16 protein-coding genes and 1 other annotated feature are annotated in these 13115 nt (G+C 46.9%); of the genes, 4 read left to right on the top strand and 12 right to left on the bottom strand.

Annotated elements, in window-relative coordinates:
• The first annotated feature begins 225 nt into the window (after window positions 1–225).
• Window positions 226–606, top strand: a complete 381-nt coding sequence (locus BW931_RS07880) for a hypothetical protein (protein ID WP_076571370.1) — start codon at window positions 226–228, stop codon at window positions 604–606.
• A gap of 97 nt (window positions 607–703) precedes the next feature.
• On the opposite strand, the gene BW931_RS13310 is transcribed toward BW931_RS07880, so the two are convergent.
• From BW931_RS13310 to BW931_RS07835, 9 genes are all read right to left on the bottom strand, one after another.
• Entirely contained in the window at window positions 704–1045 is a 342-nt protein-coding gene (locus tag BW931_RS13310; protein WP_084193883.1) for a DUF2188 domain-containing protein, read from the bottom strand.
• A 71-nt stretch (window positions 1046–1116) separates the two neighbouring features.
• On the bottom strand, window positions 1117–1575 hold the full coding sequence (locus BW931_RS07870) for a DUF2188 domain-containing protein (protein ID WP_076571368.1): 459 nt from the start codon (window positions 1573–1575) through the stop codon (window positions 1117–1119).
• A gap of 139 nt (window positions 1576–1714) precedes the next feature.
• Entirely contained in the window at window positions 1715–2689 is a 975-nt protein-coding gene (locus tag BW931_RS07865) for a quinone oxidoreductase family protein (RefSeq protein ID WP_076571366.1), read from the bottom strand.
• Between the two features lie 18 nt (window positions 2690–2707).
• Window positions 2708–3760, bottom strand: coding sequence for a phosphotransferase family protein (locus tag BW931_RS07860; RefSeq protein WP_076571364.1), 1053 nt, complete (start codon window positions 3758–3760; stop codon window positions 2708–2710).
• Window positions 3761–3764: 4 nt separating this feature from the next.
• Window positions 3765–4175, bottom strand: a complete 411-nt coding sequence (locus BW931_RS07855) for an acyl-CoA thioesterase (protein ID WP_076571362.1) — start codon at window positions 4173–4175, stop codon at window positions 3765–3767.
• Between the two features lie 5 nt (window positions 4176–4180).
• Window positions 4181–4753, bottom strand: a complete 573-nt coding sequence (locus tag BW931_RS07850) for a TetR/AcrR family transcriptional regulator (protein WP_076571360.1) — start codon at window positions 4751–4753, stop codon at window positions 4181–4183.
• A gap of 16 nt (window positions 4754–4769) precedes the next feature.
• The gene (locus tag BW931_RS07845) at window positions 4770–5549 is read right to left on the bottom strand and encodes an SDR family oxidoreductase (protein ID WP_076571358.1); all 780 of its coding nucleotides are present in this window, start codon (window positions 5547–5549) and stop codon (window positions 4770–4772) included.
• Window positions 5536–6765, bottom strand: coding sequence for an acyl-CoA dehydrogenase family protein (locus BW931_RS07840; RefSeq protein ID WP_076571356.1), 1230 nt, complete (start codon window positions 6763–6765; stop codon window positions 5536–5538). The genes BW931_RS07845 and BW931_RS07840 overlap by 14 nt, the downstream gene beginning before the upstream one ends.
• 112 nt (window positions 6766–6877) lie before the next feature.
• A complete protein-coding gene (locus tag BW931_RS07835; RefSeq protein ID WP_076571355.1) occupies window positions 6878–7504 on the bottom strand; it encodes a FusB/FusC family EF-G-binding protein in 627 nt (208 codons plus the stop codon).
• A 185-nt stretch (window positions 7505–7689) separates the two neighbouring features.
• On the opposite strand from BW931_RS07835, the gene BW931_RS07830 reads away from it, so the two are divergent.
• Window positions 7690–8790, top strand: a complete 1101-nt coding sequence (locus tag BW931_RS07830) for an NADH-dependent flavin oxidoreductase (protein WP_076571353.1) — start codon at window positions 7690–7692, stop codon at window positions 8788–8790.
• A gap of 41 nt (window positions 8791–8831) precedes the next feature.
• Here the strand turns inward: BW931_RS07830 and BW931_RS07825 are convergent, their stop codons facing one another.
• Window positions 8832–9158, bottom strand: a complete 327-nt coding sequence (locus tag BW931_RS07825; protein ID WP_076571446.1) for a thioredoxin family protein — start codon at window positions 9156–9158, stop codon at window positions 8832–8834.
• 98 nt (window positions 9159–9256) lie between these two features.
• Window positions 9257–9467 (top strand) — a binding site (T-box leader).
• Window positions 9468–9547: 80 nt separating this feature from the next.
• Between BW931_RS07825 and argS the strand changes: the two genes are divergently transcribed.
• Window positions 9548–11170 carry an arginine--tRNA ligase gene (gene argS, locus BW931_RS07820; protein ID WP_076571351.1) on the top strand — a complete coding sequence of 541 codons (1623 nt, stop codon included), beginning with the start codon at window positions 9548–9550 and terminating at the stop codon, window positions 11168–11170.
• Window positions 11171–11239: 69 nt separating this feature from the next.
• A complete protein-coding gene (locus BW931_RS07815; RefSeq protein ID WP_008588364.1) occupies window positions 11240–11470 on the top strand; it encodes a hypothetical protein in 231 nt (76 codons plus the stop codon).
• A gap of 87 nt (window positions 11471–11557) precedes the next feature.
• Here BW931_RS07815 and BW931_RS07810 read toward each other — a convergent pair whose 3' ends face one another.
• Together BW931_RS07810 and BW931_RS07805 are read right to left on the bottom strand one after the other, a co-directional pair.
• A complete protein-coding gene (locus BW931_RS07810; protein ID WP_076571349.1) occupies window positions 11558–12013 on the bottom strand; it encodes an SRPBCC family protein in 456 nt (151 codons plus the stop codon).
• Complete coding sequence (locus BW931_RS07805) at window positions 11988–13100, bottom strand: ethanolamine utilization protein EutH (protein ID WP_076571347.1); 1113 nt, start codon at window positions 13098–13100, stop codon at window positions 11988–11990. Before BW931_RS07805 ends, BW931_RS07810 begins: the two co-directional genes overlap by 26 nt.
• Window positions 13101–13115 lie beyond the last annotated feature (15 nt).

Raw genomic sequence — 13115 nt, 5'->3', positions numbered from 1 at the left:
ACGTTTTCAAATGTACGTAACGGGTAAGGTAGTATGGAAGGCGCTAATTTGGAAAATGACTTCCCCCTACAACATTTTTGCCAAAGCCTTCACGACTTCTTCCCTTTTCCTTTATCCGTGAGATAGAGGGAAAGGATTTTCTTTTACATAACGCTGCTTATTGATTATACATCTGCATTTTTCCTATTACCCCTTCAAAAATTCCGACTAAAGGAGAGAAAGCCGGTGAGTCATTTTTTAAAAAGGTTTGATCCCGTGGAAGTGCGTTACCTGATCGATGCCGGGGAAATTCAGGAGATCACAGCCGAAATGCTTGGAGAGGTGAGTTCCCTCGTGAATACATACGTCTCCTATGAGTACACGGCTGCTTCCGAAGGCAACCTGGTACGTCCAATGATCACGCTTGAAGAAACAGAAGGACTTACAGAGAAAGACCGTAATGCCATTCTCTCTACCGGTTTTAATCTGGACGCCCCGTTTGATAACGGTGATGAGGTTTTCCGTACTATTTTCGGTGATTCTCACGTAGTAATCGCTGCAACCGAAGACGAGGACGGTGTATTTTTCACTGTAGAAGTCCCTTATGAAGATTTCAAAAGCTTTTAAATCTTTCCTCTAATCCATTACAAAAAGGAAGCTCTTAATCAGAGCTTCCTTTTTATATGACTTTATAAGTATTTTACATCCGGGAACCGGGTCCCTTTCAGTTACTATACGATACGTTCTCTTGAATGGTACCATCCTGTTTGTGAATGATAACACTGCCGCCTTTATTTCCGGCTATTTCTTTCGCTCTTTTTATTGCCTCGTCTTTTTTGTCAAAGACTTTCGTAGGCTGCGAGGAATTTTCTCCCTGTACTGCCCAGCCGTCTTCATGAGCAATGACGTGTTCTCCTTTTTCGGAAAGATCCGGAGTGTTTTGACGGGAATTTCCGCTATTACCTGACTGCTGCTTTCCTTTTGCATGTTTTCCCTGACGTCCGTATTCTTTATTCTGTTCCTCCGTACGGTTCTCACCGCTTCTTCCCTGGTTGCCGTTTGTCATGTGTGTTTCCTCCTTGTTAAAAATCATGTACATTTTTTAGTATACCCATAAATTCCAAAAATAAACTTTTTTTACTTATTATAGGGAATGTTCTCTTGTATCGAACCGTCCTGCTTATGAATAATGGCAGCTGTACCTTTGTTTTGAGCTATTTCTTTCGCCCGATTCACTGCTTCCTCTTTCTTTCCGAAAACTTCCGAAGGCTGTCTGGCATCCTCCGCCTGTACTGCCCAGCCATCTTCATGAGCAATGACATGTTCTCCTTTTTCCATAAGCTCCGGGCGGCTGTTCTGCGGATTTTCCTCATCTCTCGTCCGCAGTTCCTTATCCGTCATCTGTTTCACTTTATTGATGTCGTTATCCGTGGCATTACTATACCATTCCTTTGCCTGTTCAGTGGCGATAGGTATAGCTCTCCCTTCCTCATAACCTTCATGAAGCATGCCGTTCGCGATTGTTATCGCTTTTTTTCGAACTGCCGTGTCCAGATTCTTCAAAGAGTCCGGATAATCCTGTGTATCCCAGGGCATGATCAAAACCTCCTGTTTAACTGTTTTCTTTTTCTATACCGCACCGTCGCAGGCTTTAAACACTTTTCCGCCGAAAACATCCCCTGTGCAATTAAAAAAGCTGCCGGAAAGGTCCCCGACAGCTTTCGTATCCACGTTATTAAGGTTTCAGTACCAGTTTTCCTTTTGTCTTTCTGTTTTCGAGATCTTTGTGAGCCTGCGACGCTTCACTAAGCTTGTATACTCCTCCGATGTGAAGTTTCAGTTCTCCCTGCTGTACAAGAGTCAGCAGTTCTTTCATACTTTTTTGAACCAGTTCCGGATATTTCATAATTTGTGGAAGGAAAAATCCTATAACGGAAAGATTGCGTCCCATGAGACCGGCTGCGTTCAACTGAGGCGGTTCGCCGCTTGCTGCACCGTAAGTAAGCACACGGCCAAAAGCACACATCGTCTTCAGCGTTTCTGTGAAAACGTCACCTCCGGCCATTTCGAGCGCGACATCCACGCCTTTCCCGCCGGTTTCGTCAACAACGTCCTGCTGCCAGTCTTCTTTCGTATAGTCGATTCCTGCATCTGCTCCCAAATCTTTGGCGAACTTCAGTTTCTCTTCGGAACTGGCAGTAGCGATAACCTTTCCGGCCTGAAAATGCTTAGCCAGCTGCACCGCAATCATTCCTACTCCACCGGCTGCCGCGTGGACGAGAATCGTTTCCCCCTTTTCCATACGGCCCATCGTGCTGATCAGATGATAAGCGGTAAGACCTTGAAGCAACAGAGCTACTGCCTGTTCATCTTCCACTCCATCCGGTACAGGTACGACCGAAGAAGCATTTGCGGTAACGTATTCGCTGTACCCGCCTGATTCTACCAGGGTAACGATCCGGTCCCCTTCTTCAACGTTTGTGACACCTTTACCTTTTTTATTTACAACACCGGCGACCTCTGCCCCTGGTACGAAAGGGAGCGGGGTTGGAACAACATATTGGCCGCGGCGACGTGCCGTATCTGCAAAATTGACTCCGATCGCTTTCACTTCAATCTGTACTTCGTTATCTCCCGGTTCAGGCATCTCGACGTCGACTTCGTTCAGAACGTCCGCCTCTCCGTATTCCTTGAATTGTATAGCTTTCATAATTTATCCCTCTCTTTTTTAAGTAATACCTGCCTGCACGGCAGCCTGATCCATAAGTTTATTCACAAAATGGTTCATGTGTCTGAAACGCGGATCGTCCGTCTGTCCCTGCTTGTATCTGAAATAAATCTGCTGGACGATTCCCGCCAGTTTGAAATAGGCAAAAGCCAGGTAAAAATTCATGTTGTTTAAATCGCGTCCGCTTTTCTCCGCATATCTCTCCATAAATTCCTTCCTTGTGTAGAACCCTTCTGCTGTCGTAAGAGGAGGTTTCCCCAGTCCTTCTTTCAACTCAGAAGAATCTCCCGCTTCCATCCAGTAACTCATAGCCGCCCCGAGATCTGCAAGAGGATCTCCGACAGTGGTCATTTCCCAATCAAACAGACCGGTCATTTCCGATGGGTCGTCGTGAGAAAACATAGCGTTATTGAGTTTATAATCATAATGAATGATGGCACTCTCTTCGTTTTCCGGTATGTGTTCCACGAGCCACTTTTTGAGCTCGCTCCCTTCTTTTACATCTTCGGTGTGAGCTTTTTCATATCTCCTGATCCATCCCTCTACCTGTCTTCCCATAAATCCTTCGGGTTTAACCATATTATTCAGAGGAGTCTCCGTATAATCAATGGAGTGAAGTTCAACCAGACGATCCACCATTTCCCGGGAAATATCTTTCGCAAGTTCCGGCGATGGGGTCACCTCTTCCGGCCATTCGGTATCGAACACGATCCCTGTTTTCCTTTCCATTATAAAAAAGGGCTTTCCAATTAATTCATCTCCCTTAAAAGCCAGAGGCTCAGGCGCAAGGGGGAAAAAAGGGTGGACCGCTTTGATGACTTTATATTCCCTTTCCATGTCGTGGGCTTTGGGAGGGAGAGGCCCTTTCGGTGGTCTTCGCAGTACGGCTTCCCAGTCTCCGATTTTCAGTTCATACGTAAGATTGGAATGTCCCGCACCGAACTGCCGGATGTTTAACGGGGACTTAGGAAGGTCCGTGAACGTACTTCTCAAATACTCTTCAAGAACTTCTTTCTCCAGTTCCTCTCCTTTTCTTACTTCGCGCGTGTCCATACAGTCATCTCCCTTCTGCAGTTTCAAACTGACAGGAAGCAAGCTGGTTCTTCATCCATTCGGACATCTTCTCGCTTGCTTCCGCCTTGAAATCGTACTGGACTACTACAGAATCCCCTTCCGCTACAAGTTCTCCACTTTCTTTCTCATACATGTTCTGCTTCAAATGGAAACTGGAGTTCCCTATTTTCGTCACAAAACTTTTAATCGTAATCGACTGACCGAAGTACAGCTGTTTAACGAAGTCGCACTTTACGGAGGCTACAACGAACTTCCACTCTCCATCCCCTACCAGGTCGAGGTAGTCGAAGAAATGTATTCTTGCTTCCTCCATATATATAAAATAATTATTGTTATTCACGTGTCCCAGTTGATCCGTTTCCGAAAACCTCACTTTAATATCATGTTCGTGCATGTCCCTCACTCCTTCTCTTTCGATTCCAGACCCTGCAATAAAATAGCTGTATATATATCCGCCAGATGTTCTTCCGACACTTCTCCTTCGGGCTCATACCAGAAATAGCTCCAGTTCGCCATGCCGAGAATGAAATAAGAGATCATGTCCGCCCGAAGATCACTGCGGAATGCTCCTCCTTCTATTCCTTCCTGCACAAGCTTTTCGATATTCTGCTGAAATAAATCCCGTTTCTGCCTCACGTATGACAATTTTTCTTCGCTTAAGTGCCGCATTTCCCGGAAAAAGATCATGGCACTGTTTACACTTGCACGGATGTTTTCGATCATCATCCTCACAAGCTCGCGCAGTTTTTCCTCCGGGTGAAGGCTGCTGTTCAAAATTTTTTCCTGTTTTTCCAGTAAATCATCAATGAATCGTTCATGAATCTGAACGAGAACTTCTTCTTTGTTTTTGAAGTAGTAGTAAAAAGTTCCTTTAGTAAGTCCAAGATGATCGACTATTTCCTGTATAGAAGTTTCCTTGAAGCCTTTTTGGCCAAAAAGTGAAATGCTTGTTTCGGTAATCTTCCCTTTCACGCCTGCTTCCTCCTTTTTAACAAGTTGCGTGCATCCCCCCGTCGACTGTGAGAATATCTCCCGTCACGTAGTCGGAGGCACCGGATGCCAGAAAAAGCGCTGCGCCTTTTAATTCCCCTTCTTTTCCGAAACGCTTCATCGGCGTCTGATCCAGAATGTATTCCCCATTCATCGAAAGAAGGCCCTCGGACATTTTCGTAGGGAAAAACCCGGGAGCGATTGCATTTACCTGGATGTTGTCTCCCGCAAGTTTCACAGCCAGATCTTTTGTGAACGTATTCACTGCACCCTTGCTCGTATTATACCCGATGGTGTCCATAAATCTCGGATCGGCCCCCCCGAATCCTGCCACTGAGGACAGATTTATAATTTTACCCGACTGCTGCTGTCTCATAACTTTTGCAGCTTCCCTGCTCATCAGAAACGTACCGGTAACGTTAACATTCATCACCTTTTGAAAAGCCTCCGTGGGCATATCAAGCACGGGTGCTCCCCACGTAGCCCCGCTATTGTTGATTAACACATCAAGCGTTCCGAATTCGTCCTTCACTTTTTGAATAACGTCTCTCACACTGTCTTCGTCGGTTACGTCACATTCGAGTGCCAGCGTCCTTACTCCATAATTTTCTTTCAGTTCGGATGCTTTCTCCTCGCAATTTTCGAGTTTTCTCGAACATAACACAACATCAGCTCCCGCTTCAGCCATACCTTCGGCCAGCTGTGCTCCGAGACCTCTTCCTCCTCCTGTGATGACAGCGGTCTTCCCTTCCAACTTAAAATAATCAAGTACGTGCATATCCATCCTCCTCGTATTTAGAGAGTTCCAGTTTTGCAATCTGTCTTTTGTGAACTTCATCCGGTCCGTCTGCCAGCCTGAGCGTCCGGGCATTCGCATAATTCATGGCCAGCGTGAAATCGTCGCTGACCCCTGCGCCTCCGTGAGCCTGGATCGCACGGTCAATAACGTTGAGCGCCATCGAAGGGGCCGTGACTTTGATCATAGCTATCGCAGCTTTCGCTTCTTTATTTCCCATTTTGTCCATCTGCCAGGCTGCCTGAAGAGTCAGTAACCTTGCCTGTTCAAGTTCCGTTCTGGAGTCAGCGATCCATTCGCGGATTACTCCCTGTTCAGCCAGCGGGCGGTGAAATGCTTCACGGTGACGTACGCGTCTGCACAAATCTTCAAGCGCCCTTTCTGCAGCTCCGATCAGTCTCATACAATGGTGGATCCTCCCCGGGCCGAGCCTTCCCTGGGCTATCTCAAAACCGCGTCCTTCACCGAGAATCAGGTTTTCTTTCGGCACCTCCACATTCGTAAACTCGATTTCCGCGTGCCCGTGCGGCGCATGATCATAGCCGAACACATTCAACGGACGCTTCACTGACACTCCTTCTGCATCCATAGGCACAATAATCATCGACTGCTGTTTGTGTCTGGGAGCTTCTGTATCTGTCTTGCCCATAAATATAGCGAAAGAACACCTCGGATCCATCGCTCCGGTCGACCACCATTTCGTGCCGTTTATAATATAGGAGTCATCCTTCTTCTCGATGCTGGAAGAGATATTCGTCGCATCCGAAGAAGCGACATCCGGCTCGGTCATCGCAAAACAGGAACGGGTCTCTCCGGAAAGAAGAGGCTCCAGCCATTTCTTTTTTTGTTCCCGGGAACCATACATAGACAACAATTCCATATTTCCTGTGTCCGGTGCATTACAATTGAAGATTTCCGGAGCCAGCATCGATTTCCCCATCTCTTCGCATAAAGGAGCATATTCCAGATTGGTGAGCCCTCCCCCGATCTCTTCATCCGGGAGAAAAAGGTTCCACAGTCCGAGCGATCGGGCTTTCTTCTTCAGTTCTTCGATGATCGGAGGAATCTCGCTCCATCGGTCGGTCTGGACATTCAACTGTTCGGCAAACACTTTTTCGTTCGGGTAAATATATTCCTGCATAAATGAGCGTACGGCTTTCCGGTATTCTTTTGTTTTTTCATTGTATGAAAAGTCCATCATTTCTCCTCCCCGCATACTAACCAGTTGGTATGTAAAGTATAAATAAAAAATTCGGAAAATTCAAGAAAGAAAAATTTCACGAAAAGACGACATAATAAGACAGGGAATCCTATCTTTTTATGTCGTCCATAAATTTATGGAGATGTTTTTGGTCTGTTATATTCCGGTTACACGTAATGCTGTCTTTGCAGACGTAATTCCCTTTTCTTTTGTATGCCGTAGCGTCTGTGACAAAAAGCCCGACATACTCATGTTCGCGACAGATGACACACATGTTTTTCCGTCCACTGTAAGTGAAAGACCCTTCCATACCCGTAAGGACGCCCTCTCTGTACGTTACAATGAATTTTCTGTCGAGCCCCGGGTCAAACCAGCTTACGTAAGTCAGATCACGCCGGTCTACGCCGGAACCGAGCACGGGCATTTTCACCCGGGAAAGGTGCGGAAACAGACTTCTGACCTCCTCTTCCTCCGGCATTTCAAAGGGATGGACCAGTGGGAGGATACGTGCTTCGAACATTTCCACATCTGTCCGGTCTTTCAGTTCAGTCATCCCGTCGAGCAGCCTTTTCTGCAGGTCGGTGAGACCGTAAAAAACATCCTTCATCTTGTCCATCGCGAGCCCCTGCACCGTCCGGACCATTTCCCTGTCATTAACAAGTGCATTCGTCTGAACAATGTGGCGGATCTGCTGTTTCAGGAAGTGGTATTGATCGCTGCGTATAAATGGTTCCATATTGCCACTGCTCCCTTCAAATATACATGGTTTCATCCGACATTCTCCGGAAGTGTACAGGAATAATAACACGTACGATCTTCAGCAGAAATAAATATCTGTTTAATGACGGATGATAAAAGCAATTTAAAAGACCTTGCCTTTCTCCGAATGTTAAACTCATAAAAGCAAAGGAGGAAACATAAATGTTCGATTCATATACACTGCCTTCGGGCGTAACGTTGAAAAACCGGCTAATCCTGGCCCCCATGACAAATTTTCTCTCGGAAGAAGATGGCCGGGTCTCCGAAAAAGAATTGACTTATTATAAAAGAAGATCACGTGGAACCGGAACCGTCATTACGGCCTGCGCAAACGTAAATACGCAGGGTAAAGGCTTCGACGGAGAAATAGGGGTAGACCGTGACGAACTCATTCCGGGCCTGAAACGACTGGCAGAAGTCATCCATCAAGAAGGAGCAAAAGCCATCCTGCAAATCTATCACGGAGGACGAATGAGCCCGCCCCATCTCCTGCCGGACGAAACACCGGTCTCGGCCAGTGCTGTCCCCTCCGAACGTGAAGGGGCCGCAACTCCGAGAGAGATGTCTGAAGAAGAAGTTTCACAAACAGTCGAGGACTTCAAACAGGCTACGAGACGGGCAATTGAAGCCGGGTTTGACGGAGTCGAACTTCACGGAGCGAATACATATCTGCTTCAGCAGTTCTTCTCCCCTCATTCCAACCGCCGGACCGATAAATGGGGCGGAGATGTGTGGCAGCGTATGACATTTCCGTTAGAAGTTACGGAAGCGGTGAAGCAGGCCGTACGGGAATACGCCCGAACCCCTTTCATCACCGGATACCGGTTTTCCTCGGAAGAACCGCATACTCCCGGTATTGCACTTGAAGACACAATGAAACTGGTCAGCGAATTAACCGAAAGAGGACTGGACTATCTTCATATTTCCCTGAGGGATTTCCACCAGTCTTCCATCCGGAAAGAAGATGATGGAAGCTCCGTCATTCGGCAGATCAGAGACCAGATCGGGGACGACCTTCCTCTTGTCGGTGTCGGAGAAATAAGAACAAAAGAAGATGCGGAAAAAGCACTCGAAACTGTACCACTGCTGGCTTTAGGAAGAGAGCTCCTTATCGACCCGGACTGGGCTGTGAAAGTGGAAAAAGGACAGGAAGACCACATAGTTACGGAAATGGATATGGATGCGCAGGAAGAGCTGGTGATTCCCGAACCGATGTGGACAAACATCATGAGTGTTCCGGGATGGATTCCGAGAAAAGTGTAACAATGATAAAGAAGAGCCGTTCTTTTAGAGAGCGGCTCTTCTTATGCATTCATGGCATCCTGCAATTTATTCAGCTGATAATCCAGTTCTCCTACCGGTACGAAACGTGCTTCTCTTATAAGTTCCCTTCCTTCTGAATAGACAAGTACCACAGGTACCGTAAACACTTGAAATTCTCCGGATACCTCCGGAATTTCAGTCGCATCCAGGTGAATCGCTTTTACTTCCGGATAGCTCTCAAGCAACTCTTCCACCTGCGGTTTCAGGCTATGGCAGACAGAACAGGTCGGCTGGGAAATATACACCAGCGACAGTTTCTCTTTGGAAATTATTTGTCTGGCTTCTGTAATCGTCTGTAATTTTTCCATAGAAATCTTCACCTCTACTTTGTTTTTTCCCTGCACTTTCATTTTTAATCCGGTTATTGATTTACTTTTCTTACTATGCTATATTTTCTAATAATAACATATCACCTTTGACGAAGAGAGTAATCTAATCTGTTTTTTCAACAGCGAACCGGGGATGGTGGGAGCCCGGCAAAAAACGATGGAGGAACCGGACTTCTGAGGTGCGGGAGTGAACATAAGTAGCTCTGCCGCCGGGATGGACCCCGTTATCCGATCAAGTGGCCTTAAGGCTAAAAGAGTGGTACCGCGCGGCGCCCCCACGTCTCTTTACGACGTGGGGGCTTTTTTATGTCAAATAACTTTTATACAGTACACAAAAACCTGGTTCGATCCGAAAAGGAGATGAAAACATGGAAAAAGAAATCATCGCGTTACAGCTCGCTCACATCCTCGGGGAGGAGTTCACTCCGGAAGACCTGAAACAGAAACTTGAGCAGCCGAAACACAACGGCCATGGGGATATCGCCTTCCCGTGCTTTTTCCTGGCCCGGCACTTCAGAAAAAATCCTCAAAACATAGCAGAGGATGTGAGCGCTCAGCTGGATCACCCTATTTTTGCGGGCACGGAAGCCCTTAACGGCTACGTTAATATTTTTCTCGACCAGTCTTTTATGACCGACCACATCCTCCGCCGTGCTGCCCACAATGACTACGGCCGTCACCGTTTCGGGGAAGGAGAACGTGTAGTACTGGATTTATCGGCCCCAAATATAGCAAAACCCTTCTCCATGGGACATCTTCGTTCTACAATCATCGGCAATTCTCTGAGCCTGCTCGCCGAATATTGCGGTTATACTCCAGTGAAAATCAATTATGTAGGCGATTACGGCACTCAGTTCGGTCACCTGCTGGCAGCCTACGAACGATGGGGGGAGAAAGATAAATTAGAGGAAAATCCTCTGAAAGAACTTTCAAACATTTACGTCAGATTTCACGAGGAGGCAAAACAAAATCCGTCACTTACAGAAGGAGGGCGTGACTGGTTCAAGCGTCTTGAAGAAGGAGAGGAGGAAGCCGCAGCTCTCTGGAGTCATTTCCGTGAGTTATCTCTTAAAGAGTTCGACAGAATTTATGAACAGCTTGATATAACTTTCGATCTGACACGGGGAGAAGCTTATTATAGTGATAAAATGGGAGAAACGATAGCGATGCTTGACGAAAAAGGACTGCTCGAACAATCCGAAGGGGCCCTCGTAGTGCGCCTGGATGAATATGATCTCCCCCCATGTCTGATCGTTAAAAGTAACGACACGACAACCTATGCTACGAGAGATCTGACGGCTGCGATCGATCGATATCGGACCTATCGTTTCACTGAAAGTTTGTACGTGGTCGGAAATGAACAGACGCTCCACTTTGAACAAATTCAGAAGGTGCTGGAAAAAGCCGGATTCCCCTGGGCACCCTCCATGAAGCACATCTCTTTCGGCATGATGCTTCAGGACGGAAAAAAGATGTCGACGAGGAAAGGGAGAACTATTCTGCTTGAAGACGTACTCGAAGAAGCCCGGGAACGGGCCGGAGGCAATGCCGACATAGGGACAGGAGCGGTGATTTTCCACGACTTGAAACATCAGAGACAAAACGACGTTGAATTTTCACTGGATGATATGCTCACTTTCGAAGGAAATACGGGACCGTACCTGCAATACACTTATGCCCGTGCCGTTTCACTTACCGAAAAAGCCGATTTCGACTTCAGGACCGACCTGAAAGACGGGAGCGCCTGGGAACTTGTAAAACAACTGCATCTCTTCCCCGATGAAACGAAAAGAGCTTTTATACAGAAAGACCCTTCCGTCATTGCCCGCTATCTTTTAAAACTGTCAAAACATTTCAACCAGTACTACGCCCACACGAAAATTTTACAGACGGACCAGATGAATCAGCGTCTCACTCTTGTACAGGCGGTAATTACGGTGCTGAAAAAAGGACTCCATCTGCTCGGGATGAAAACCGTGGAAAAAATGTAAAAGAAATTGCGTTCTTTATATAATAATAGTATGTTTGGCATATACCCTATTTCTGAAAGGGGAGATATTATGTATCCACTGTATTATACCGCAGCTATCATTATGACAGCCGTTGCCCTTGGAGCCACTATCTATATCGGAAAAAACCTGAACAAGCAGGAACATTCGGCCGACAGTGATGAAGAATTGGCCAGCCTGAAATCCGACTCCCGTGATACTTCCAGTTTCCGTCGTCTCAGCATCATCTACGTTATCACCTTTGTTATTACGTTAGCACTGATCTGGATCTTCATACTTTAACCTTCTCGGAAGAAGGTAAGGAAAACAAGTTGCCGCTCCCCCTCATAAAGCACTAAGGGAGAGCGGCAACTTTTGTATACACCCGTACTATTCGTTATATTCTTCCTCGGCCACTCTTTTCACGCGACGGACAAAGTTAGCGACGGCCTGATCGTTGGAGAAAAGAATCAGTATCCGTAAATACCATTTCCTTGGCCTATTTGAAGATAGATAGGTGAACGTCGTCTTCTTCTCTCCCGCTTTTTCAAGTAAATAAGTGGCCTGTATATCATAAACCCCGGCCAGTGTATAAGAATAAGTGAGTCTTTTTTCATTTTCTTCATCTTTGAATTCAGTTACGGTAACCTCGTATTCTTCCTTTGTCTCTCCTACGCCGTACGATTGTCTGTACACATTCCCGACCGTCTCTCCGGAAGAATGGATGAGCCGGTGTTCTTCGATATTCGGCATAATTTTTTTGGTCTGTTCCAGGGACTGATCGAAATATGACCAGACGTGTTCAATCGGTGTCTCTACCTCAATCGTATCCGACCACCGTTTCATGGGACTTCCCCTCCTCTTTTGTTGTTACTGCCCATGCGATAACTACTGCAAGAAAGCCGGCACTCAACTTACCGGCAAGCACCGGCACTACCATATCCTTTTCAATGCCTGCCACAAAAGCGATATGAGCTCCGAGTGCAAAAGCTCCACTGACAGCGAAAGCTGAGTTGATCACTTTCCCCCTCGGCTCCATATCCTTCATTGTTACCAGCATAGGTATATTGTGAGCCATAGAGGCCAACAGCCCCGTCATCGCCACTTTATCCACTTTCACCCAAGGTCTGATTATCTCAAAAGGCCTCTGCAGCATTCTTTCGAGAAAAGCGACCAGAGGAAAAGCTCCGGCCAGGGTGACTGTTATTTTCGCGACAATCACCGCCCCTTCCGACAAAGGAGCCAGACCTTGGATAACGCTCACTCCAAGAAGTGTTTCAATAGTAATAGAAACGAGACCTACAGCAATAAGGACTTCCACTATCTTACCAAATGCGGCGAACAGTCGTATAGTGACAGCTGTAAATAAACCGAGACCGATGGAAATTAAAATTGCAAGAACAATGGAAGGGAGCAGATTTACAAACATCCAGTCAAAAGCATATCCTCCAAGAAACCCGCCTGTAAAACAGCCCACGGGGATAGTCGTAAATCCGATCAGAACTCCTTTGGCAAAATAACGGTAATCCTGCTTATGTAATACCGAAAGCGCTACCGGTATAGTAAACACTACGGTCGAACCCATCATCGTTCCGAGAAGCGACCATGAAAATACAGCCGCTTCCGCGTCCTCGGCAAGGGACTCGGCCAGGGGATACGCCCCGGTATCGATAGCCAGAAGCATCGATGGAAACATACCGGGGTCCGCCCCCAGCCATTCGTACAGCGGCACGACTACCGGAGCCATCCACTCGGCCATCACGGGGGCGAACGAGATAACCCCTATCATGGCAAGAGCAAGCGTTCCCATCATCCGGAATGCCTCGTAAAACCGGTCCCCGAGCTTCAGCCGTCTGTTCAGTATATAGTAGTCCAGAGCCCCGAGAATCAGAAAAAAACACATAGCTCCGAGGACCCAGTCGTTAAGCGTCATACATCCACCCCCTGT

Source organism: Salimicrobium salexigens (assembly GCF_900156705.1).
Lineage (GTDB): Bacteria > Bacillota > Bacilli > Bacillales > Halobacillaceae > Salimicrobium > Salimicrobium album.
This window is presented reverse-complemented; position numbering and strand designations above follow the sequence as displayed.